Annotated in this window: 18 protein-coding genes; 8 read left to right on the top strand and 10 right to left on the bottom strand. The window is 74.5% G+C overall.

All coding sequences use genetic code 11. The features are described 5' to 3' along the window. Window positions 1–13: 13 nt before the first annotated feature. The 4 genes from ASG36_RS21775 to ASG36_RS05550 are packed head-to-tail and all read right to left on the bottom strand — an operon-like array spanning window position 14 to window position 5062. A complete protein-coding gene (locus ASG36_RS21775; protein WP_055760466.1) occupies window positions 14–2677 on the bottom strand; it encodes an FtsX-like permease family protein in 2664 nt (887 codons plus the stop codon). After that, window positions 2674–3333 carry an ABC transporter ATP-binding protein gene (locus tag ASG36_RS05560; RefSeq protein ID WP_055760464.1) on the bottom strand — a complete coding sequence of 220 codons (660 nt, stop codon included), beginning with the start codon at window positions 3331–3333 and terminating at the stop codon, window positions 2674–2676. The genes ASG36_RS21775 and ASG36_RS05560 overlap by 4 nt, the downstream gene beginning before the upstream one ends. Then, complete coding sequence (locus tag ASG36_RS05555; RefSeq protein ID WP_082522800.1) at window positions 3330–4067, bottom strand: ABC transporter ATP-binding protein; 738 nt, start codon at window positions 4065–4067, stop codon at window positions 3330–3332. Before ASG36_RS05555 ends, ASG36_RS05560 begins: the two co-directional genes overlap by 4 nt. A gap of 29 nt (window positions 4068–4096) precedes the next feature. Further along, the gene (locus ASG36_RS05550; protein ID WP_055760461.1) at window positions 4097–5062 is read right to left on the bottom strand and encodes an NAD(P)/FAD-dependent oxidoreductase; all 966 of its coding nucleotides are present in this window, start codon (window positions 5060–5062) and stop codon (window positions 4097–4099) included. A 64-nt stretch (window positions 5063–5126) separates the two neighbouring features. Here ASG36_RS05550 and ASG36_RS05545 point away from each other — a divergent pair, with 64 nt between their 5' ends. Further along, complete coding sequence (locus ASG36_RS05545) at window positions 5127–5930, top strand: RNA methyltransferase (RefSeq protein ID WP_055760459.1); 804 nt, start codon at window positions 5127–5129, stop codon at window positions 5928–5930. Window positions 5931–5978: 48 nt separating this feature from the next. Beyond that, window positions 5979–6185, top strand: a complete 207-nt coding sequence (locus ASG36_RS05540; RefSeq protein ID WP_055760456.1) for a hypothetical protein — start codon at window positions 5979–5981, stop codon at window positions 6183–6185. Window positions 6186–6192: 7 nt separating this feature from the next. On the opposite strand, the gene ASG36_RS05535 is transcribed toward ASG36_RS05540, so the two are convergent. From ASG36_RS05535 to sepH, 4 genes are all read right to left on the bottom strand, one after another. Then, window positions 6193–6669 (bottom strand): general stress protein, encoded by a 477-nt coding sequence (locus tag ASG36_RS05535; protein ID WP_055760451.1) that lies wholly within the window; start codon window positions 6667–6669, stop codon window positions 6193–6195. A 122-nt stretch (window positions 6670–6791) separates the two neighbouring features. After that, window positions 6792–8639, bottom strand: a complete 1848-nt coding sequence (locus tag ASG36_RS05530) for an ABC transporter ATP-binding protein (RefSeq protein WP_055760448.1) — start codon at window positions 8637–8639, stop codon at window positions 6792–6794. After that, window positions 8636–10423, bottom strand: coding sequence for an ABC transporter ATP-binding protein (locus tag ASG36_RS05525; protein WP_055760445.1), 1788 nt, complete (start codon window positions 10421–10423; stop codon window positions 8636–8638). The genes ASG36_RS05530 and ASG36_RS05525 overlap by 4 nt, the downstream gene beginning before the upstream one ends. Before the next feature lie 40 nt (window positions 10424–10463). Next, on the bottom strand, window positions 10464–11399 hold the full coding sequence (gene sepH, locus ASG36_RS05520) for a septation protein SepH (RefSeq protein ID WP_055760443.1): 936 nt from the start codon (window positions 11397–11399) through the stop codon (window positions 10464–10466). Between the two features lie 261 nt (window positions 11400–11660). On the opposite strand from sepH, the gene ASG36_RS05515 reads away from it, so the two are divergent. The 4 genes from ASG36_RS05515 (at window position 11661) to ASG36_RS05500 (ending at window position 18120) form a co-directional block, all read left to right on the top strand. Beyond that, window positions 11661–13445, top strand: coding sequence for an N-acetylglutaminylglutamine amidotransferase (locus tag ASG36_RS05515; RefSeq protein ID WP_055760440.1), 1785 nt, complete (start codon window positions 11661–11663; stop codon window positions 13443–13445). Between the two features lie 74 nt (window positions 13446–13519). After that, window positions 13520–15364, top strand: a complete 1845-nt coding sequence (locus tag ASG36_RS05510) for an alpha/beta fold hydrolase (RefSeq protein WP_055760437.1) — start codon at window positions 13520–13522, stop codon at window positions 15362–15364. Window positions 15365–15371: 7 nt separating this feature from the next. Continuing rightward, complete coding sequence (locus ASG36_RS05505; protein ID WP_055760434.1) at window positions 15372–16856, top strand: circularly permuted type 2 ATP-grasp protein; 1485 nt, start codon at window positions 15372–15374, stop codon at window positions 16854–16856. 166 nt (window positions 16857–17022) lie between these two features. Beyond that, the gene (locus ASG36_RS05500; protein WP_200944337.1) at window positions 17023–18120 is read left to right on the top strand and encodes a Fic family protein; all 1098 of its coding nucleotides are present in this window, start codon (window positions 17023–17025) and stop codon (window positions 18118–18120) included. An 81-nt stretch (window positions 18121–18201) separates the two neighbouring features. On the opposite strand, the gene serC is transcribed toward ASG36_RS05500, so the two are convergent. Together serC and ASG36_RS05490 are read right to left on the bottom strand one after the other, a co-directional pair. Next, window positions 18202–19317 (bottom strand): phosphoserine transaminase, encoded by a 1116-nt coding sequence (gene serC / locus ASG36_RS05495; RefSeq protein WP_055760428.1) that lies wholly within the window; start codon window positions 19315–19317, stop codon window positions 18202–18204. Further along, window positions 19317–20441, bottom strand: coding sequence for a citrate synthase 2 (locus ASG36_RS05490; RefSeq protein ID WP_055760425.1), 1125 nt, complete (start codon window positions 20439–20441; stop codon window positions 19317–19319). The genes serC and ASG36_RS05490 overlap by 1 nt, the downstream gene beginning before the upstream one ends. A gap of 164 nt (window positions 20442–20605) precedes the next feature. On the opposite strand from ASG36_RS05490, the gene pdxH reads away from it, so the two are divergent. Further along, window positions 20606–21244, top strand: a complete 639-nt coding sequence (gene pdxH / locus ASG36_RS05485; RefSeq protein WP_082522799.1) for a pyridoxamine 5'-phosphate oxidase — start codon at window positions 20606–20608, stop codon at window positions 21242–21244. Further along, window positions 21241–22542, top strand: coding sequence for an MFS transporter (locus ASG36_RS05480; protein WP_157498574.1), 1302 nt, complete (start codon window positions 21241–21243; stop codon window positions 22540–22542). Before pdxH ends, ASG36_RS05480 begins: the two co-directional genes overlap by 4 nt. Window positions 22543–22560: the final 18 nt, after the last annotated feature.

Below are 22560 nucleotides of genomic sequence, written 5' to 3'. Positions count from 1 at the left end.
CGAAGCTGGGTGCTCAGGCGTCCTCGCGGAGGACGGTGGCCGGGTCGGCGCGGTCGGCCGCGCGCTGGGCGTAGAGGGCGGCGAGGCCGGCGACGGCCACGGTGACGACGACGGTGGCGGCGAGCGCGGTCCAGGGGACGTCGAGCAGCGGCGTCGGCGGCCGCACGAGGTCGACGTCCAGCCGGCGGTAGACGACCGCGACCGCACCGGCGGCCAGCACCCCGCCGAGGACGATGCCGGCGACCGCGACGCCGCCGAGCTCGACCAGCAGCGACGTCAGGTGCGCGCGCCGGGAGAGCCCGAGGCGGCGGGCCATCACGTAGCCGGAGACCCGGGTGCGGGAGCGGGCCTCCAGGTACAGCAGCAGGCCGCCGAGAGCGATGACGCCGACGAAGACCGCCAGCGCGGAGAGGTAGCCGAAGGTCCAGGTGATGCCCAGGAAGTTGGCCGTCGTCTGCACGTCGGCGGGCTCGACGGTCCGGTTGCGGTCGCTCCCGGCGGCGGTGAACGCCTCCTGGGCGGCGGAGGTGTCGCCGTCGGTCCACAGCTCGGCGGTGCGGTCGGCGCCGGCGGTGCGGGGGACGTCGGGCAGCCGGTCGGCGGCGACCAGCAGCACCGGGTCGGCGGTGCGCCGCCCGGGGAGCACCTCGGCGGTGGCCACCACGTCGACGGGCACGTCCTGCGTGCCGAGCCGGAGGTCGGTCTCCCCGGTCGGCAGCCCGGCGGCCACCACGGGCAGACGGCCGTCGACGGCGGGGCCGTCGAGGCGGGCCAGCAGGTCCGGCAGCGACTCGGCGGCGAAGGAGTCCACCCAGAACGCGGTGCCGGCGAAGTCGGCAGGGTCGACCGCCAGCACCTGGACGTCGGCGCGACCACGGCTGTCTCCGGCGCCCTCGGCCGCGGTGACGCTGGCGTCGCCGTAGCGCACCACGTACGTGCCGGCCGCGGCGATCTCCGGGGTGGGGTCGAAGCGGGACACCGACAGCACGGCCGCTCCGGCGCCGATCTGCACGCCCACCTTGGCGTCCAGGGTGGCCTGCGAGCTGGCGGTGAGCGTCGCGGTGTAGCCGAGCACCGCGACCGGCAGGGCGACGGCGACCAGCAGGGTGGCGGTGGCCAGTCGCGCCGCGGCCAGCCGGTTCACCGCCAGGAACACCGCCGGACGACGGCGCGCGGCCCACCGCCGCACCCGGGGCAGCAGTGCGGTGAGCACCCGGGCGAGCAGCACCGCGGCACCGGCCAGGCCCAGCAGCGGGAAGGCGACGAGCAGCCCGTCGACCTGCGCGACGTTGCCCTCGCTGACCACGCCGGGTCGGCCCTGCAGCGCCACCCAGCAGGCACCCGCGGCGATCAGCAGCGTGAGCTCCCACGGCACGCGCGAGGGCCAGCGGGGTGCGGCGCCCAGCGGGCGTTCGGCCGACCCCCGGGCGCGCAGCCCGGCAACCAGTGCGGCGGCACCCAGGCCGACCACGAACGCGGCGACCCCGGCCCACAGCGCGGCCGTGGTCGCACCGGGGTCCAGGTCGTCGGCCGGGCCCAGCGCGGCGATCAGCGTCCGGGAGGCGCCCCAGCCCAGCGCGGCACCGACCAGCGCGGGAAGCCCCAGCTCCAGCGCCGCCTTGCCGGCCAGTGGCACGGGGCCCACGCCGCGGGCGGCCAGCAGCCGGACCTCGGTGGCCCGGCGGTCGGCCCAGAAGCTCCCGGCCGCCGCGACCAGCACCAGCGCCAGCAGGGCGCCGGCCACGGCCACCGGGACGACGGGTCCGCGCAGCCCGGACTCCACCAGCTCGGCCCGGTCGATCGCCTCGATGAGTCGGGTGTTGGGCACCCCGTACACCTCGGTGAGACCCAGCCGGTCCAGGGTGTCCGCCTGGGCCCGGGCCTGCCGGTCCAGCAGCGCCCGCGCCTCGCTCACCGTGGTGTCCTCCGCCCGCACCGGGACCTCACGCCGGAGTTCGGTGTAGGCCGTCCCGGGTGAGACGGCGTCCAGGGTCGCCGCGTCCGCAGTGAGGAGCAGCGCCGGCGGAGGGGTGTTGGCGTTGCTGTCGTTGGCGTACAGCAGGCGGTAGTCGCACCAGTAGTCGTCGGCGTCGTAGGCGAACAGGTCGGTGTAGACCCCGGCGACGGTCACCGGGGCGGACCCGACCGTGATCGTGTCGCCGGCGGCGATGCCGGCCTGCTCGGCCCAGCTCGCCGGCACGGCCACCCCGGTGGTGTCCGTCGTGGGCGGTTCCACCCACCGGACGTGGTCGAACGAGGCCGGCCGGAAGAGGAGCTGGGCGGGCAGGGACACCGGCGCCCCGTCCGCGGTCCGCACGCCACCGGCCGAGGCGTAGCCGACCGGGTCGCTGGCGGGGTCACCGACCGCCTCCCACGCCGCGGCCAGCGCCTCGTCGGTCGACCGGTCCGGGGGCTGCTGCCCGGTGGGGTCGCCGTTCTGGTCCAGCAGGCCGACCCCGACCCCGGTCTGCCCCCACCCGACCTCCGCGCACCCCGCGGCCAGCTGCTGCTGCAGCGCCGCCGACCGCGCCGAGGACAGGAACAGCGGAGCCGAGGCCACGGCGCAGGCGAGGATCGCCGTCGTCACCAGCACGGCGATCACGGCAGCCGGCTGTCGCAGGCCCAGCAGGGGAGCGCGGGTCCACGGGGTCAGCCGCCAGAGCGGGGGCCGGCTCACGACGGGGCCCCCTCGGTCAGCCGGCCGTCGCGCATCGACAGCACCCGGTCGGCCCGGGCCCAGGCCAGCTCGTCGTGGGTGGCCAGCAGCACCGCGGCCCCGTCGTCGGCCCGCTGCCGGACGGCGTCGAGCAACCGGTCGGCGTGCCCGCGGTCCTGGTGGGCGGTGGGTTCGTCGGCCAGCAGCACCGCCGGGCGCAGCAGCAGCGCCCGGGCGACGGCGACCCGCTGCTGCTCACCGAGCGAGGCCTGGTGCGGGTACCGGTCGGCCAGGTGGGCCAGGCCGAAGCCGGCGAGCAGCTCGCCGGCCCGGTCGTGCTCGTCGACGCCCCGCAGCCGGGCCGGCAGCAGCACGTTGTCGGCCAGGCTCAGGTCGGCGACCAGGCCCAGTGCCTGGGGCACCAGCGCGAGCTCGGCCCAGCCCAGGGCATCGGGACGACGTCCGGCGAGGTCCCCGTCCAGGGTCAGCGCGCCCTCGTCGGGGGTCTCCCAGCCGCAGAGCACCGCCAGCAGGGTCGACTTCCCCGAGCCGGACGGGCCCACCAGCGCCACGAACTCCCCGGGTGCCACGGCGAGGTCGACACCGTCCAGCGCGGTGACCGTCTCCACCCCGCGGGCGAACCGCTTGACCAGGCCGGTGGTGCGGAACCCGCTCACGGGACCCGCTGCCCGCGGTCCAGGTGCACGAACCCGTCGGCGGCGGCCATCACCCGCGGGTCGTGGCTGGAGACGAGGAAGGCCACGCCGTCGGCGGCCAGCTCGGTCATCGCGGCGAGCACCCGCTCGGCCGCGGCGGTGTCCAGCTCGGCGGTCGGCTCGTCGGCCACCACGAGGGCCGGCCCGCCCACCACGCCACAGGCGACCGCGAGCCGCTGCTGCTCCCCGCCGGACAGCTGGGCGGGTCGGTGGTCGGCGCGGTCGCCCAGACCGAGACGCGCCAGCAGGTCGTGCACCCCGTCGTCGTCGACCGGCGCCCCCCGCAGCTGGGCCGCCAGCCGCACCTGCGCGGCGGCGTCCAGGTAGGGCAGCAGGTTCTCCCCGGGGCGCTGGAACAGGTAGGCGACCTGCCGCTGGCGCAGCCGCCGGCGCCCCCGGGCGCCGAGGGTGTCCACCCGCGCACCACCGACCGTCACCGCGCCGGAGTCGGGGGAGTCGATGCAGGCCAGCAGCCGCAGCAGCGAGGACTTGCCCGACCCGGACGGCCCCACGACGACGGTCACCTGCGCGCGAGGCACCTCCAGCGACACCCCGGCCAGCGCGGTGACCGTCTCTGTCGCCGTCCGGTAGGTCTTGACCACGTCGGTGCAGACCGCGGCCGGGGCGGGCGTCTCCCGGAAGACGTCGGCGGTGAACGGGTCCGCGTCGAAGCGGAACGCCCCCGGCCCGGTCATCGTGAGGCAGCCTAAGGGTCCCCCCGGTGTCAGCCCACCAGCCGGCGGGCGAGTTCGAGGCCGAGCTGGTGCCCCGAGGTCCAGGCGCTCTCCACCTTGGACGGCGCCGCCCAGCCGTCGCCGCACAGCCCGATGCCGTCGGCCAGGTGGAACGGTGCCTCCCGAGGGTCGGTCGGCTTGGCGAACGTCCAGCGGTGCACGTACGTCCACTCCGGCTCCACGTCGATGCCCAGGGCCCTCCGGACGGCGGCGGCGACGGCAGGTCCGGCCTGGGCGGGGTCGTCGAGGTGCCCGGCGGCGAACTCCGCGGTGGTGTGCGCGACCAGCACGGGGGCGCCGTCCCCGCGGCGGTCCCCGTCGTCGGCGATCCACTCGACGGTCGGGTCGTCGTGGACGAACGCGCCGTGCAGGTCGGCGGCCCACTGGCGCTGCGACCAGCCCAGCGCGACGGCCAGGGTCGGCTGCCAGCCGCGCGGGTCGAGCACGGTCTCGGCCGGGGACCCGACGGCGAGCAGTCGTCGGGCCTGGGGGTCTGGCAGGGCCAGGACGACGGCGGCTGCTGGCTCGCCGTCCACGGTCGGACCGTCGTCGACGCGGACCTGGGCCACCGTGCGTTCGGTGACGAGGTCCAGGCCCGTGGCGAGGTCGACGACCAGCGAGCGCAGCCCGCGGACGGCGCCGTAGCGCATCGGGCCGGTCTTGGACTCGCCGATCCCGTCGGGGCCGGCGACGGAGAACGTGTCGGTCCACTCCCGGGCCAGGCCGCGCTCGACCCAGTCGGCGACGACCGGCGCGAAGTCCCCGTCGTCGGCGACGGTGAGGTAGGAGGCACCGAGGTCGACGGCGCGGCCGTGCAGGGTGCGCCCGGCCATCCGCCCACCGGGGGCGCGACCCCGGTCCAGCACGCGGACCGGGAGGCCGGCGTCGGTGAGCGCTCGGGCGCAGGCGATGCCGGAGATGCCGGCGCCGATGACGGTCGTGGGGGAGGGGCTCACCCGTCGATCCTGCTCGCAGTGCCGCCGACCTGCAGTCCGACACCGTCCGGGAGGATCTGCGGTCGTGCCCCAGCTGATCACCGACCCACGCGACGAGCGGGTCGCCGACTTCCACGACCTCTTCGCCGGCGACCGCCGTCCGGGCACCGAGCGCGGCACCGGCCCGGTGATCGTGGAGGGCGTCACCGCGGTCGAGCGGCTGCTGGAGACCGGCCTCCCGCTGCGGGCGGTGTACGGTGTCGCCGGCCGGTTGGCCGCCCTCGACCTGCCCGACGGGGTGCCCGCCTACGAGGCCGACAAGTGGGTGGTCTCGGAGACCATCGGCTTCCGGCTCACCCGGGGCGTGCTGGCCTCGGCCGAGCGGCCGGAGACCCCGGACCTCGATGCTCTGCTGGCCGGGCCGGACCCCACCGCACCGCGCCGGATCGCGGTGCTCGAGGGGCTCAACGACCACGAGAACATAGGCTCGATCGGCCGCTCCGCCGTCGCCCTCGGGGTGGACGCGCTGCTGCTGGACCCGACCTGCGCCGACCCGTACTACCGGCGGTCGGTCCGGGTCTCGATGGGCCACCTGCTCACCCTGCCGGTGCGGGTGCTCACCGACTGGCCCGGCGACCTCGACCGGGTGCGAGCTGCGGGCTACACCACCGTGGCACTCACCCCGGCCGCCGACGCCGTCGACCTGAGCGCGCTGGACCCCACCGCCCACCCGCGGACGGCGCTCCTGCTCGGCGCCGAGGGCCCCGGTCTGTCCGCCGCCGCCCAGGCCGCCGTCGACGTCCGCGCCCGCATCCCGATGCGCTCGGGTGTGGACTCCCTCGGCGTCGCGGCAGCAGCCGCCGTCGCCTTCGCCACCCTCCGCTCCTGACGAGAAGCGCCCTTCTCGTCAGAGGTTCCGAGGCGCTAGCGTCTCGACATGACGTTCTGGATCGTGGTCGGGGTGGTGCTCGTCGTCGGGCTGGGTGCGGCCCTGATGCACGACCGGCGGGCGAAGGCCCGCGGGGCGCGGCTGAACCCCGACGCCGGGGCGCAGTCGGGGTTGCGCGGCACCAACGGCACCGGCAACCCCGACGCCTACCGCGGGTCGTCCGGGACGACGTTCTCCGGCGGGGGAGGGCTCTGAGAGCCGGTCAGCCGCGCAGCGAGAGCCGGGCCAGCAGCTCGCGGGCCTGCTCGGCGGCCTGCGGCTGGCACAGCACGTCGTAGCGGCCGGCGACGATGCGCTGCGGAGCGGCAGCGAAGTCCCGGCGGCCACGGGTGGCCGCGAAGCTGGCAGCGCCGAAGAGGGCACCGAAGACCAGTCCGATGACCAGGCCGGTGAGCACCGAGCTGATCCAGCTCGAGCCGTCCGGGGCGAAGATGCCCAGCAGCAGGCCCACGAAGAGGCCGAACCAGGCGCCCGAGGCGGCCCCGGCCATCGCGGCGCGGGCCAGCGTGAGCCGGCCGACGACCTGCTCCACCGTGCGGAGGTCGGTGCCCACGATCTGGACGTTCTCCACCGGGAACTGCTCGTCGGAGAGGAAGTCGACCGCCCGCTGGGCCTGGGCGTAGTCCCCGTAGGAACCGACCTGCACGCCGCCGACGGGCATCGAGACCGATGCAGCCATGTCCGTTCTCCGTTCTGTGTGCGGTCGGGGGTGACGCGAGGAAGACCCTCCGGGTGCGTCGAGCTCCCCGTCCAGGGCCGAACTACCCTTCCTGCGCAGGTCAGACACGTGATCCGGACCTCTCAGACGAGGCTGTCGGCCCAGGCGCGGTGCAGGTCGGCGAACCGGCCGGTGCCCCCGACCAGCTCCGCCGGAGCGCCGTCCTCGACCAGCCGGCCGGCGTCCATGACGAGCACCCGGTCGGCGATCTCCACGGTGGACAGCCGGTGGGCGATGATCACCGCGGTCCGGTCCGCCAGCAGCGTCTGGAGCGCCTGCTGCACGAGCTGCTCGCTGGGCACGTCGAGGGAGCTGGTGGCCTCGTCGAGCACGAGCACCGCGGGGTCGGCCAGGAACGCCCGGGCGAAGCTGACCAGCTGGCGCTGCCCGGCCGACAGGCGCCCGCCCCGTTTGCGGACGTCGGTGTCGTAGCCGTCGGGGAGCGCGGCGATGAACCCGTGCGCCCCGATCGCCGCGCAGGCCGCCTCGATCTCGGCGCGGGTCGCCGAGGGACGCCCGAAGGACACGTTGTCGGCGATCGACCCGGAGAACAGGTGGCTCTCCTGAGTCACCATGACCACCGCCCGGCGCAGGTCGTCGTCGGCCAGCCGGTCGAGCGGGACGCCGTCGAGCCGGACCTGCCCCTCCTGCGGGTCGTAGAAGCGGGCGGCCAGCCGGGCCAGGGTGGACTTGCCCGCCCCGGTGGCCCCGACGAGGGCCACGGTCTGCCCGGCCGGGATCGTCAGGTCCAGCCCGGGCAGGACGGTCGAGGCGCCGTACCCGAACCGGACGCCGTCGAAGACCAGCTCACCGGCGGCGTGCGGCAGCGGGGTGGGGTCGGCGGCCTCGGCCACCGTGGCCGGCTCCTCGAGCACCCCGGACAGCTTCTCCAGCGCCGCCGACGCCGACTGGTAGCTGTTGTAGAACATCGCGATGTCCTGCAGCGGGTCGAAGAAGCGGCGCAGGTACAGCAGGAAGGACACCAGGGTGCCGACGGCCAGCCCGCCGTCCATCACCCGCAGCGCGCCGTACCCGAGCACCACGACGACCACCAGGTTGCCGATCAGGGTGACCGCCGGGACGAAGACCGCGATCAGCCAGTAGGCCCGGTCGGTGGCGTCCCGGTTGACCTCGTTCAGCTCGGCGTGCAGTTGGTCGTTGCGGCCCTCGCGGCGGAAGGCCTGCACCGCGCGGATGCCGCCGAAGGTCTCGGTGAACTGGACGATCAGCGCCGCGATGGTCTCCCGGGTGCGCCTGTAGGCGACCACCGAGTTGCGTTGGAACCACCGGGCGACCCAGAACAGGAACGGGAACCCGGCCAGCGCGACCAGCCCCAGCGGCAGGTCCAGCACCAGCAGCACGACCCCGATGGAGAGCACGCTGAACAGCGCGGACAGCAGACCGTCCAGGCCCTCGTCGAGCAGCTCGGCGAGGGCCTCGACGTCACTGGTCAGCCGGCTGATCGTCTTGCCCGACGTGTAGCGCTCGTGGAAGGCCAGCGGCAGGGACTGCACGTGCCGGAAGACCCGCCGGCGCAGCGTGAGCAGCACCGCCTGCCCGACCCGGCCGGAGCCCAGCAGGAAGCGGTACCGGAGCCCGGCGTCGGCGCAGGCTGCCGCGACCATCGCGAGCGTGACCCAGACCAGCGGCCACGGGTCACCGGCCAGCAGGGCGGGGACGGCGACGTCGATCCCGACCCCGATGAGGAACGGCCCGGCCAGCCACGCCGCGTTCTGCAGCAGGAGCACACCCAGCAGCAGCCAGAGGGCGCGGCGGTGCGGGGACAGCAGCTCGCCCAGCAGCCGGCGGGACCGGTCGCGGAGGAACAGCCCGGCCGAGGTCGACAGGTCCTCGTCGCCCTCGGTGGCCACCCCACGCCAGGACGCGGAGGCGTCCGGCGCGGACGGCGGCGGGGGAGCGGTGGCGGTCATCGGGGAGCCGCCGAGGAGAGCTCGGACCCGCTGGAGAGCAGGTCGCGGTAGGCCGGCACCTCGGCGAGCAGGTCGGTGTGCCGGCCCACGGCGGTGATCCGGCCGTCCTCCAGCAGCGCGACCCGGTCGGCGAGCAGCACCGTGGAGGCCCGGTGGGCGACCACCAGTGCGGTGGTCGCGGCCAGCACCTCCCGCAACGCGGACTCGACCAGGGCCTCGGTGTGCACGTCGAGGGCGGACAACGGGTCGTCCAGCACCAGCACCGAGGGGCGGCCCAGCACGGCCCGCGCCAGCGCGAGGCGCTGTCGCTGCCCGCCGGACAGGGACAGGCCCTGCTCGCCGATCCGGGTGTCCAGGCCCCAGGGCAGGTCGTGCACGAAGCCGGCCTGGGCGACGGCGAGGGCCTCGGTGACGTCGGCGTCGGTGGCCTCGGGCCGGCCCAGGGTGAGGTTCTCCCGGACGCTCATCGAGAACAGCGTGGCGTCCTCGAACGCGGTGGCGACGACGGTGCGCAGCTGGGCCAGGGGCAGGTCGCGGACGTCGTGCCCGTCGAGGGTGACCCGCCCGGAGGTGACGTCGTAGAGCCGGCCGACCAGGGCCGTCACGGTGGTCTTGCCCGACCCGGTGGCCCCGACGAGCGCGACGGTCTCGCCCGGTGCGACGTCGAGGTCCACCCCGCGGAGCACCGCCTCCCCGGCGCCGGGGTGGGCGAACCCGACGTCCTCGAAGCGCAGCCGGGCGGGTCGGGCGACCGGGCGGTCGGTGACGCCGGGGGTGTCGGCGACGGTCAGCGGGGCGTCGAGCAGCTCGCCGATCCGGTCGCAGGCGCTGGCGGTCTCCTGGGCCTGGGCGAGCAGCCAGCCCAGCGACAGGATGGGCCACTGCAGCACCGTGAACAGGGTGACGAAGCCGACCAGCCCGCCCACGGTGAGCGCCCCGGTGGAGACGCCGACCGCCCCGCCGACCAGGACCAGGGCCAGGGTGATCTGCGGGTGGAACTCGAAGACCACCCAGAGCTTGGCCAGCGTGCGGACCTTGCGCAGCTGCAGGCCCCGCAGCGACACGGCGGTGCGGTCGTAGCGGTCGAAGACCAGCCGGCTGCGGCCCAGGGACTTGACCACCCGGATGCCCTGGACGGCCTCCTCCACGTCGGTGGCCAGCTCGCCCTGCTCGTCCTGGACGGCCCGGGACTCGGTGTTGTACCGACTCTCCAGCCGGAGCCCGACCGCCACCAGCGGGACCGTGGTCACCAGCACGGCGACGCCCAGCGGCCACCAGGTGGCGATCAGCAACCCGCCGACGACGACGCAGGTGATCAGGTTGACCACCAGGAACACCGCGCCGAACCCGACGAACCGGCGGACGGTCGCGATGTCGGTGGTGGCCCGGGAGAGCAGCTGCCCCGAGGACCAGCGGTCGTGGAACTCCACGGGCAGGCGCTGCAGCCGCTGGTAGAGGGTGTCGCGGAGGTCGCGCTCGATCTGCAGGCTGGAGGAGTTCATCGCCCAGCGGCGCAGGAAGAACAGGAACGCCTCGGCGACGCCGAAGGCCAGCGCGAGGCCGAGCAGCGGGACCAGCCCGCTGCGGTCGTCGTCGGCGATCGGACCGTCGACGACGGCCTGCACCACCAGGGGCACGACCAGCTGGGTGAGCGTGGCCAGCAGGGCCGCGACGAACGTCAGCACCAGCAGCCCGGTGTAGGGCCGGGCGAAGGGCCACAGCCGCCACAGCGCCGAGAGCCGCCCCCGCTCGGGGGACGGCGCGGGCGGGGCGGCGGCGGTCACCCCCCGAGGCTAGGTGCGACCTCCGACAGTTCCGAACGCTTTACCGGTGGCGGCGGACGCCGAAGACGATGTCCTCCCAGGCCGGGATGGCCGCGCGCGGGTCCTCCGCCTCGCCGTCCACCCGGTCGAAGACGACGGTGTCGTGGGTGTCGGGCCCGCCGTCGCCGGAGAGGAGCACGTCGACCGGGTTGCCGTCGGTGGGGACGACGTTGCGCACGTCGGCGTCGAGGTCCTCGTCGGGGGCGAGGTCGGCCTCGTCGGCGCGGTCGCCGGCCAGGTCACCGGCCCACTCGTCGTCGTCGGCCTCCTCGCGCACCACGGCGATCGAGCGGCGCGGGGCGGGTGCGGCGGGCAGACCGGCCGGCACGTCGGGGACGACCCGGACCAGCCGGGTGCCCTCGGCGAAGTCCATCGTGGTGGCGTCGACCGGGGTGACGGTCTTGGTGGCGGTGTCGTAGCTCCACTTGGTGACCCCGGACTTGTGCCCGGCCCGCCAGGCGGCCCGGACCTGCCAGGTGCCGTCCTCGGTGCGGTGGGAGTCCCAGCGGACGGCGTCGAGGTCGGCGCCGAGCAGTCGCAGGCGCTCGGACATGAACTGCTCCAGCGGCACGCTGGGGGTGCCCTCGGAGAGCCGGACCCGGGCGGTCTGCGCCTGCTGGGCGACCCGCTCCCGCTCCTGGAGCACCGGGTGGGCGAAGCGCATGATCCGCTCGACCGACGTGCCGGAGGCGTGCGCGACCTGCTCGGGGGTCTCGCCGGCGCGGATGCGGGCCTGGATGACCCGCGGGGGCAGGGCGTTGCCCTGGTCGAGCTCGATCTGGCCCATCCGCTGGGCGTCGCCGCGGACGGCGGCCTTGAGCCGGTCGTCGATGGGCAGGTGGAACCGCTCACCGTTGTCGATGGAGTCCGGGACGTCGGCGGCGAGGACCAGGCTGCGTCCGTCGTCGGAGAGCGCCACGAGGCGCAGGGTGCGCATGGGGGCGACCTCCAGGGGAGCCGTCGGGACGGTCCCCGGACGAGGACCAGCGCCGAGGTTATCCGGGCAGGTGGGGACCCTCCGGTCGACACGCCACACCCCGCGGGTCTGCCCGACGGGGGGCACCCAGGGTCACTGTCCGGACGCTGTGAGTGTCTCCCGCGCGGCGCCCGCAGGTCGTCGTGACATGCCGTGGCAACACGGACGGGGGAGGGTGGGCGCTCGACGTCACCGGCCCCGCGCCGGTGGGAGGAGGCGCTCGTGTGCGGCATCTCGGCCGAGATCCGGTTCGACGGCGGGGTCGCCGACGTCGGCGCGGTCGCCGCGATGTGCGACGAGCTGGCCGCCCGCGGCCCGGACGGGTCGGGGGTCTGGCAGTCCGGCCCGGTCGCCCTCGGTCACCGGAGGCTGAAGATCATCGACCTCACCGAGGCCGGGGCCCAGCCGATGGTCGACATCGAGCTCGGGCTCACCTGCGTGTTCAACGGGATCGTCTACAACTACCGCGAGCTGCGCGAGGAGCTGCGGTCGGCGGGCTACCGGTTCGCCTCCACCAGCGACACCGAGGTGGTGCTCAAGGCCTACCACCGATGGGGCGCGGCCTGCGTGGAGAAGTTCCTCGGCATGTTCGCCTTCGTCGTGGTCGAGCGCGGGTCGGGTCGCGTCGTCGTCGCCCGGGACCGGCTCGGCATCAAGCCGGTGTACCTCAGCCGCGGGCCGGGCCGGGTGCGGATCGCCTCCAGCCTGCCGGCGCTGGTCCGCGCCGGGGGTGTGGACACCTCCATCGACCCGGTCGCCCTGCACCACTACATGTCCTTCCACTCCGTCGTCCCGGCGCCGCGGACGATCCTGGCCGGCGTCGGCAAGCTGCCCCCGGCCACGGTGCGCACCTACGAGGCCGACGGCCGGGAGTCCGACTGGACGTACTGGTCCCCGGTGCACGAGCGGCGGGCCGACCTCGTCGACCTGGACCCGGTGCAGTGGCAGGAGCGGGTGCTGGAGCAGCTGCGGCTGGCCGTGCGGCGCCGGATGGTCGCCGACGTCCCGGTCGGGGTGCTGCTGTCGGGCGGACTGGACTCCAGCCTGATCGTCGGGCTGCTGGCCGAGGAGGGCCAGCGCGACCTGGCCACCTTCTCCATCGGCTTCGAGGCCGTCGGCGGCCGGCAGGGCGACGAGTTCGCCTACTCCGACGTCATCGCCGAGCACTTCTCCACCGACCACCACCGGCTGCTGGTGCCCACCGCCGAGGTGCACGCCGGCCTGGACGGCGCGGTCGCGGCGATGAGCGAGCCGATGGTCAGCCACGACTGCGTGGCCTTCTACCTGCTCGCCCAGCAGGTCAGCCAGCACGTGAAGGTGGTGCAGAGCGGACAGGGCGCCGACGAGGTGCTGGCCGGCTACGACTGGTACCCGCCGCTGGACGGCGTCCCGACCGACCGGGCCGTGGACGCCTACGCCTCGGTGTTCGTCGACCGCCCGCACGCCGAGGTGGCCGGCATCCTGAGCGACCGCTGGCTGGTCACCGACGACGTCAGCCGGGCCTTCGTCGCCGACCACTTCGCCCGCGCGGGCGCGGACACCACGCTCGACCGGGCGCTGCGGCTGGACTCCACGATCATGCTGGTCGACGACCCGGTCAAGCGGGTCGACACCATGACGATGGCCTGGGGCCTGGAGGCACGCGTGCCGTTCCTGGACCACGAGTTCGTCGAGCTCGCCGCCGCCGTCCCGCCGGAGCTGAAGCTGGCCCAGGGCGGCAAGGGCGTGCTCAAGGAGGCCGCCCGCGCCGTCATCCCGGCGCACGTGATCGACCGGCCCAAGGGCTACTTCCCGGTGCCGGCGATCATCCACCTCGAGGGCGAGTACCTGGCCAGCGTGCGGGAGGCCCTGCAGTCGCCGGAGGCCCGCGAGCGTGGGCTCTTCCGCACCGACTACACCGAGCGGTTGCTGGCCGAGCCGAACACCCACCGCACGACGCTGGGCAGCAACCAGCTGTGGCAGGTGGGGTTGCTGGAGCTCTGGCTGCAGCGCCACGGCATCCGCTGACGGGCAGCGGAACACCCGACGGCCGTCGTCTGCTGCACTGGCCCGACGTGTCCGCGATCCACCGAGGAGGTGGCATGACCCGCACCATCGAGGACTCCCACGGCCTCGGCACCGACGTCCGGCTCGCCGTCACCGAGATCGCCGCGGCCGCCGGGGCCTGGTGCCCCGCGCTGGCCCCGACCGGCGACCGGGTCGCCTACGTCAGCGACCGCTCCGGCCGACCGCGGCTGGAGGTGGCGACGCTGGACCAGCAGACCCCGCCGGCGGTGGTCTCCGGCCCCGACCAGGAGGTCGTGTCGGTCGCCTGGTCGCCCGACGGCGAGTGGCTGGCCTTCCTGATCAGCCCCGGCGGCTCCATCTGCGCCCAGCTCTGGGTCGCCCACGCCGACGGCTCCGAGCCCCGGCTGGTCGCCGGGGAGGACCCCCGCTGCACCGTCTTCGCCGGGGGCTGGACCGCCCGGCCCGGCCACTACGCGTGCACGATCGCCGACGGCCCCGGTGCCGACGTCGTCCTGGTCGACGTGGTCAGCGGGGCGCACCGCACGCTGGCCACCGGCGGCTTCCTGGCCGTCACGGCGGTCGCCCCCGACGAGGGCCGGCTGCTGGCCCGCCGCGGTCCGCGCGGGCACCGGCACGTCGTGCTCGTCGACGTCCCCACCGGGCAGCAGACCCGGGTCGTGCCGACCGGCTCGCCGGGGTGGCAGCAGAGCGAGGACGGCCGGTTCGGCCCCGACGGCCACTCGGTCTACCTGCGGGCGGCGCTGCCCGGGCCGCCGGGGGAGGACCGCACCGGGCTGCTCGTCGTCCCCCTGTCCGCGGACGGCGTGCCCGGCGTCGCCGAGGTGCTGGTCAGCCGGCCGGACGCCGACCTGGACGGCTACGCCGTGCGCGCCGACGGGTCGGTGCTGTGCCTGTGGAACGTCGGCGGGGTGAGCGAGCTGGAGCTCCGCCGGGTCGACGACGGCGCCCTGGTGCGGGCGGTCGAGCTCCCGCTGCCGGTGATGCCCGGCTGGTCGCTGGCCGCCGACGGCGGGTCGCTGGTCGCCGAGCTGACCGGCCCGGGTGCCCCCCGCGGGCTGTGGGTCGTGGACCTGGCCGACGGCACCTCGCGTCCGCTGCCCAGCGCCCCGCGACTGCCGAACCCCGACCTGCTGGTCACCCCCGTCCGGCACCCCTACCGGGCCGCCGACGGGCTGGCGCTGGAGGGCTGGCTCTACACCCCGCCCGACGTGCACGGCCCCAACCGCACGGTGGTCGTCTTCCACGGCGGGCCCGAGGGGCAGGAGCGGCCCTCCTGGTCGCCGGTGGCCCAGGCGCTGGTGGCGGCCGGGCTGACCGTCTTCGCGCCCAACGTGCGCGGCTCGGGCGGACGGGGAGCGGCGTTCATGGCCGCCGACGACGTCGACGCCCGCGAGGCCTCCTTCGCCGACGTGCCCGCGACAGTCGAGCACCTGGTGCAGGCCGGCATCGCGACCCCGGGCCGGGTGGGGGCGCACGGCTGGTCCTACGGCGGGTACCTGACGCTGGTCGCGCTGACCCGGTGGCCCGACCTCTTCGCCGCCGGGGTCTCGCTGGCCGGGATGAGCGACCTGCGCAGCTTCTTCGCCGGCACCGAACCGTGGATGGCCGCGGCGTCGACCACCGAGTACGGCGACCCCGTCACCGACCGTGAGATGCTCGCCACGATCAGTCCGATGACGGCACTGGAGGCCTTGCGGTCACCGGTCCTGCTGGCGCACGGTGACCGGGACACGAACGTCCCCGTCGCGGAGTCGGTCCAGGCCCACCAGGCGCTGACCGCCCTCGGCGCCCCCACCGAGCTCCTGCTCCTGCCCGGTGAGGGCCACACCGTGGTGGGCCGGGAGAACCTCGTCGAACTGACCGAACGGACCACCGCGTGGTTCGACCGCTGGCTGTGAGGGACACGTGACCGAGGCGACCGGGGTCTTCGCGCGGTACCCGAGCACACCGGCCGACGAGGCCGTGGGCCCGGACGGGACGCTGGCCCCGGGTTACGTCCCCGTGGCCCCGGCGCTGGAGGAGCTCGGCGGCGTGGGCCTGGCCTCCGCCGTGGACGAGATGGGCCGCGAGCGGCGGGCGCGCGGCGTCGTCTTCGGCGCCTTCGTGGACGGCGAGATGCGCGAGCACCCCTTCCCGCTGGACCCGGTCCCCCGTCTGGTGCCGGCCGCGGACTGGGCGCACGTGGCTGCCGGCGTCGAGCAGCGCACCCGCGCGCTCAACGCCTTCCTCACCGACGTCTACCGCCCGGTCGGCCGGCGCCGCTCGGACTCCGCGGCGCAGCTGCCGGAGTCCGTCCGCGCCGGGGTCGTCCCCGAGTGGCTCGTCACCCGCAGCCCCGGCTTCCGACCCGGCGCGGTCGGCCTGGCCGCCCCCGGGCAGCAGCGGGTGACCGTGGCCGGCCTGGACCTGCTGCACGGCCCCGACGGCTGGGTGGTGCTGGAGGACAACCTCCGGGTGCCCTCGGGCATCGGCTACGCCATCGTCAACCGGGACAGCAGCCGGGCCGCGCTGCCCGGGCTCTTCGCCGGGGTCGGCGGGCTCGCCGAACCGCACGGGGCCGTCGACGTCCTCAGGGCCGCCCTGGCCGACGCCGCGCCCCCCGCCTGCACCGGGGTCCCGCAGATCGCGCTGTTGAGCGACGGCCCGCTGAACACCGCGTGGTTCGAGCACCGGCTCCTCGCCGAGGCGATGGGCGTGCCGATCGCGACCCCGGACACGCTCTGGTCGACCCCCGCCGGCGGGGTCGCCGTGGAGGTGGACGGCGAGCGGGTCGCCGTCGACGTGCTCTACCGCCGTTTCGACGAGGACGACCTCGCCGCGCACCTCAACGCCCACGGCACCCCGCTGGACGTGCTGCTCGGCGAGGCGGTGCGGGCCGGGAAGCTGGCCATCGGCAACGTGCCGGGCAACGGGGTGGCCGACGACAAGGCCACCTACTGCCACGTGCCGGCGATGATCCGGTTCTACCTGGGCGAGGAGCCGGTGCTGGCCACCGTGCCCACCTGGGTGCTCGCCGACGCGGGCGACTACGCGGCGGTGCGCGACCGGCTGCACGAGCTGGTGGTCAAGCCGGTCGACGGCTACGGCGGGCGGGGCGTCGTCTTCGGCCCGACCTGCTCGGCGGCGGAGTTGGCGCAGCTGCAGGCCGAGGTCGCGCTCACCCCGCACCGCTTCGTCGCCCAGGAGCCGGTCGACTTCTCCACCGTGCCCACGCTGGTGGACGGCGTCGTCGTGCCCCGGCACGCCGACCTGCGGGTCTTCGCCGTCGCCGGCTCCTCGACCCGGGTCGTCCCCGCCCCGCTCACCCGGGTGGCCCTCGAGGAGGGCTCGCTGCTGGTCAACTCCAGCCGCGGCGGCGGCAGCAAGGACACCTGGCTGCTACCGGCCTGACGGTCTACCAACCGGATGGTTGTCATTGTGACGTGTCATGGGGGGTGAAATGAAACCCTGAGACGTATAGAGTTACATTGTGCGGGCCGAACTCTTCCAGAACAGTCCTTCAGGTTCACTCGTACCCATCAGCGGTACAGATCCGCGTTTCGGTCCATGGCAGCACGTGGCCTTCGTGCCGCTGCCGCTAGAGCGAGTCACACCCCCTTTGAGCGCGACGACGTTCAACGCGGTCGCCAGAGCGAGGGCGGCGCTCGCCTCTTTGGACAGTTCTGCGAAGCGGTTGCCGAACCCGGCGCTGCTCCGGCGGTCGTCTCTGTCCCGTGAGGCGCAGAGCACGTCTGCACTTGAGGGCACCTACGCCCCCCTCCAGGAGGTCCTCGCGGCTGATGAGGACGAGGACCAGTCGGACGAGGAACTCCGAGAAGTCCTCAACTACCTCCGGGCGGCTGAGCACGCCTTCGCGTGGGTTGGCGAGGGGCGCCCACTCACTTTGGGGCTGTTGATCGAGCTTCAGGCGCGGTTGGTCAGGGGGACGACAGCAGAGACGGTGAGCTCCGGCCGGGTGCGGGACATTCAGGTGGTCATCGGGGCCCGACGAGGTGCGAGAGTCCAGGATGCTCGGTTCATCCCCCGGCCGCCGGGGCCGGAACTCGAGGCCCAGGTCCGGGACTGGCTCGACTGGGTGGGCGCGGACCACGGAAACGAGATCGACCCGGTCGTTGCCGCAGCGATGGGCCACTACCAGTTCGAGACCCTCCACCCGTTCAACGACGGCAACGGGCGTATCGGTCGTCTCTTCATCGTCCTGCAGCTGCTCCACGAAGGTGTGTTGACCGAACCGACCCTCACGGTGTCCCCGTGGTTCGAGGCTCGCCGAGCGGACTACTTCGATCGGCTCCTTGGAGTGAGTTCGGCTGGCAACTGGAACGACTGGGTGCGGTTCTTCGCCGATGGCCTCACAGCCTCAGCGGTCGAGACAGCCGCGCAGCTGGAGGACCTGTTGTCGGTGCAGGCGGATCTGAAGGACCGGGTGAAGGCGGCGGGCCTACGCGCCGACACCGCGATGTCCCTTGTCGACTTCGCGCTGGCCCGGCCCATCTTCACAGTGCGGCAGGTAGAGCGTCGCCTGGGTGTCACCTACGCACGAGCCAATGGTCTCGTCGCGCAGCTGGTCGAAGCCGGGGTGCTCGCCCCCCACGACGAGGCTCGGTACAACCGGACGTTCTCAGCGCCCGACGTGCTGGCGGTTCTTCTGCGCTGACCGCTCGCCACGGTCAGCCCCCGGCTGCTACCGGCCTGAGCGGAGGGTGGAACGCAGTCCTCCTGCGCTCCCACCCTCCGCTCAGAGCTGGCCGACGACGTGGTCGATGCAGGCGGTCAGTGCGGTGACGTCGTCGGGGTCGACGGCGGGGAAGCAGCCCACCCGCAGCTGGTTGCGGCCCAGCTTGCGGTAGGGCTCGGTGTCCACGACGCCGTGGGCGCGCAGCGCCGCGGCGATCGCGGCGGCGTCCACCGACTCGTCGAAGTCGATCGTGGCGACGACGAGGGACCGCTCGGCCGGCTCGGTCACGAACGGGGTGGCAAAGGAGGAGGCCTGCGCCCACTCGTAGAGCCGACCCGAGGAGTCCGAGGTGCGGGCCACGGCGCCGGACAGCCCACCGAGGCCGTTGAGCCAGTCGAGCTGGTCGGCCAGCAGGAACAGCGTGGCGACCGACGGGGTGTTGTAGGTCTGGTCCTTGCTGGAGTTGTCGACGGCGATCGACAGGTCCAGGAAGCCGGGGATCCAGCGGCCGGAGGCCTTGATCTCGGCGACGCGGGCCAGCGCCCTCGGGCTCATCAGCGCGATCCACAGACCGCCGTCGGAGGCGAAGCACTTCTGCGGGGCGAAGTAGTAGACGTCGGTCTCGGCGACGTCGACCGGGAGCCCGCCGGCGCCGGAGGTGGCGTCCACCAGCACGAGGGAGTCCTCGTCGGCCCCCTCGGGGCGGACGACGGGGGCCATCACGCCGGTGCTGGTCTCGTTGTGCGCCCAGCCGTAGGCGTCGACGCCGGCCACCGCGGTGGGCAGCGCGAGCGACCCCGGTGCGGCCTTGGTGATCACCGGGTCGGCCAGGAACGGGGCCTCGGCCACGCCGGAGGCGAACTTGGCGGAGAACTCGCCGTAGGTGCCGAACGCCGAGCGGTCGCGGATGAGACCGATGGCCGCGGCGTCCCAGAAGGCCGTCGTCCCGCCGTTGCCGAGCACGACCTCGTACCCCTCGGGCAGGTCGAAGAGCTGCGAGATCCCCTCGCGCACCCGGCCGACGAGGTTCTTGACCGGCGCCTGACGGTGCGAGGTGCCCATCAGCCCGGCGCCCTCGGACGCGAGTGCGGCCAGGGCCTCCGGACGGACCTTGGACGGACCGCAGCCGAAGCGGCCGTCGGCGGGCAGCAGCCCGGTCGGGATCGTGATGGCCATCAGGCGGGCTCGCCGATCTCCTTGGTCGAGATGGAGTCCCAGCCCTCGACGTCCTCGGGCTTGCGCGGGTCGGGCCCGATGTAGCGGGCCGACGGGCGCACGAGCCGGCCGGTCTGCTTCTGCTCGAGGATGTGGGCACACCAGCCCGCGGTGCGGGCGCAGGTGAACATCGAGGTGAACATGTGGCTGGGCACCTCGGCGAAGTCCAGCACGATCGCGGCCCAGAACTCGACGTTGGTCTCGACCGGCCGGTCGGGACGGCGCTCGCGGAGCTCCTTCAGCGCGGCGTTCTCCAGGGCGAGAGCGGCGTCGAAGCGGGGGGCGCCGAGCTCCTGGGCGGCGCGGCGCAGCACGCGGGCGCGGGGGTCCTCGGCGCGGTAGACCCGGTGGCCGAAGCCCATCAACCGCTCCTTGCGGTCGAGGAGGTCCTTGACGTACTTCTCCGCGTCGCCGGTGCCCTCGACCTCGTCGAGCATGTGCAGCACCCGGGAGGGGGCACCACCGTGCAGCGGGCCGCTCATCGCGCCGATGGCGCCGGAGAGGGAGGCCGCGACGTCGGCACCGGTGGAGGCGATGACCCGGGCGGTGAAGGTGGAGGCGTTCATGCCGTGCTCGGCGGCCGAGGTCCAGTAGGCGTCGACGGCGGCGACGTGGCGGGGGTCGGGCTCGCCGCGCCAGCGGACCATGAAGCGCTCGACGATGGAGGACGCCTCGTCCACGCGCTTCTGCGGGACGGCCGGGATGCCGATGCCGCGGGCGGACTGGGCCACGTAGGACAGCGCCATGACGGCGGCCCGGGCGAGCTCGTCGCGGGCCTCCTCGTCGGTGATGTCCAGCAGCGGGCGGTAGCCCCAGATCGGGGTCAGCATGGCCAGCGCGGCCTGGACGTCGACCCGGACGTCGCCGGTGTGCACCGGGATCGGGAACGGCTCGGCGGGCGGGAGGCCCTCGCCGAACTTGCCGTCGACCAGCAGGCCCCAGACGTTGCCGAAGGTGACCTTGCCGACGAGGTCCTCGATGTCCACGCCCCGGTACCGGAGTGCGCCACCGTCCTTGTCGGGCTCGGCGATGGTGGTCTCGAAGGCGATGACGCCCTCGAGGCCGGGTACGAAGTCGCTGGACATCCTGCAGGCTCCTCTGCGCGCGGGACCCGTGGCTGGTGGGCGCACGGCTGCGGCACAACCTAGGCGGTCACCTGCGGTGGAGCCCAACCGGACCGTCCCGCCCAGCGGGACCTGCGACCGGCGTCACACCGGGCAGGGTGGTTGCGGGGTGGGAGCATGACGGCGTGCCCGACCTGACCACCATGCGCCGCGACTACGACGACTCCGTCTTCTCCGAGGCGTCCCTGGCCCCCACCTGGCACGAGCAGCTCGAGCGGTGGTTCGCCGAGGCCGTCGCCGCCGAGCTGGTGGAGCCCAACGCGATGGTCGTGGCCACCGCCGACGCCGACGGCGCCCCGGACGCCCGCATCGTGCTGATGAAGGGCCTGGACGCCGACGGGATCGTCTTCGTGAGCAACCACGCCTCGGCCAAGGGCGCCCAGCTGGCCGCCGACGACCGGGTCGCGCTGGTGTTCCCGTGGCACGCCCAGCAGCGGCAGGTGCGGGTCACCGGCACCGCCGCCCGACTGGACGACGCCGCCTCCGACGCGCTGTGGGACGCCCGCCCCCGCGGTGCCCAGCTCGCGGCCGCCGCCACCCCGCAGTCCTCGGTCGTGGCCTCCCGCGAGGCCCTGGTGGACGCCTTCCGCGAGCTGGGGGAGCAGACCGAGGGCAAGCTGCCCCGCCCGGCGTCCTGGGGCGGCTACCGGGTGACGCCGCAGACCGTGGAGTTCTGGCAGGGCGGGCACGACCGGCTGCACGACCGGCTGCGGTTCTCCCGGGACGACGCCGGCACCTGGGCCCTCACCCGACTCGCCCCGTGAGCTCGCCGATCGACGGGCCGGCACCGGAGGAGGCGCCACCGAGGTCGAGGCGCCGCGGGTTCGCCATCGACACCACCCCGCTGCGCAACCCTGCCTACCGGCGGCTCTTCGGCGGCATCACCGTCACCATGCTCGGCCAGCAGATGACGCTGGTCGCCGTCCCGTTCCAGGTCTACGCGATGACCGGCTCGTCGCTGCTGGTCGGCGTCACCTCGGTGGTCGCCCTGGTGCCGCTGGTGGTGTTCGGCCTGCTGGGCGGGGCCATCGCCGACGCGATGGACCGCCGCAAGCTGATGCTGGTCACCTCGATCGGTGCCGCGGTCACCAGCGCCCTGCTGGCGGTCCAGGCGGGCCTCGGGATGGACTCCCTGGCCGTGCTGTGGGTGCTCACCGCCCTGGTCTCGGCGTTCTCCGCGGTGAACCAGCCCACCCGCAGCGCCGCCATCCCGGCGATCGTCGGGGCCGACCTGGTGCCCGCGGCGAACGCGCTGGCCATGACCGTGCGCCAGGTCGGGGTCATCGCCGGGCCGCTGCTGGCCGGGGTGCTCATCGGCCAGGGCGAGCTGTTCCTGACCTACGTGGTCGACGCCGTCGGCTTCGCCGTCGCGGTCCTGCTGGTGCGCGGGCTGCCGCCGCTGCCCGTCGCCGGTGCCGCCGACCGGCTCCGGCTGGGGGCCGCGGTGCGCGGGGTGGGGGAGGGCTTCGTCTTCCTGCGCACCCAGCCCGTGCTCCTGATGACCTTCGTCGTCGACGTGATCGCGATGCTCTTCGCCTGGCCGCAGGCGGTCTTCCCGCAGCTGGCCGCCACCGCCTACAGCGGTGACGCGAACAGCCTGGGTTGGCTGTACGCGGGCATCTCGATCGGCTCGCTGGTGATGGGGCTGACCTCGGGCTGGGTCAGCCGGGTCGACCGGCAGGGCGCCGTCGTCCTCGGCGCGATCGCGGTGTGGGGCGTGGCGATCGTCGGGTTCGGCCTCGCCGGGTCGCTGTGGGTCGCCGTCCTCTGCCTGGCCGTGGCCGGTGCCGGGGACATGGTCAGCGCGGTGCTCCGCTCCTCGATGCTGCAGCTGGCCGCCCCCGACGACATGCGCGGCCGGATGCAGGGCGTGTTCATCGTCGTCGTCGCCGGGGGCCCGCGGCTGGGCGACCTGCGCGCCGGGGCCGTCGCCAGCGCGTTCGGGGTCTCGATCGCGATGTGGACCGGTGGGGTGGTCATCGTCGTCGCGATGGCGGTCGTCGCGGTCGCCGTCCCGTCGTTCTGGGCCTTCCGGGCCTCGCGGGTCACGCTTCACCCGTGACCGACCGGGGCACAGCTG

Origin of the sequence: Geodermatophilus sp. Leaf369 (assembly GCF_001424455.1) — a bacterium.
GTDB lineage: Bacteria > Actinomycetota > Actinomycetes > Mycobacteriales > Geodermatophilaceae > Klenkia.
Note: the sequence above shows the minus strand (reverse complement) of the source record. Positions and strands in the feature narration are given on the sequence as shown.

Bases quoted from the DNA above. Each gene is read 5' to 3' on its own strand.
- ASG36_RS05510 (WP_055760437.1), top strand. From the start codon at position 13,520: ATGACCCGCACCATCGAGGACTCCCACGGCCTCGGCACCGACGTCCGG.
- sepH (WP_055760443.1), bottom strand. From the start codon at position 11,399: ATGCGCACCCTGCGCCTCGTGGCGCTCTCCGACGACGGACGCAGCCTG.
- ASG36_RS05535 (WP_055760451.1), bottom strand. From the start codon at position 6,669: ATGGCTGCATCGGTCTCGATGCCCGTCGGCGGCGTGCAGGTCGGTTCC.
- serC (WP_055760428.1), bottom strand. From the start codon at position 19,317: ATGGCCATCACGATCCCGACCGGGCTGCTGCCCGCCGACGGCCGCTTC.
- ASG36_RS05540 (WP_055760456.1), top strand. From the start codon at position 5,979: ATGACGTTCTGGATCGTGGTCGGGGTGGTGCTCGTCGTCGGGCTGGGT.
- ASG36_RS05490 (WP_055760425.1), bottom strand. From the start codon at position 20,441: ATGTCCAGCGACTTCGTACCCGGCCTCGAGGGCGTCATCGCCTTCGAG.
- ASG36_RS05555 (WP_082522800.1), bottom strand. From the start codon at position 4,067: ATGACCGGGCCGGGGGCGTTCCGCTTCGACGCGGACCCGTTCACCGCC.
- ASG36_RS05530 (WP_055760448.1), bottom strand. From the start codon at position 8,639: ATGACCGCCACCGCTCCCCCGCCGCCGTCCGCGCCGGACGCCTCCGCG.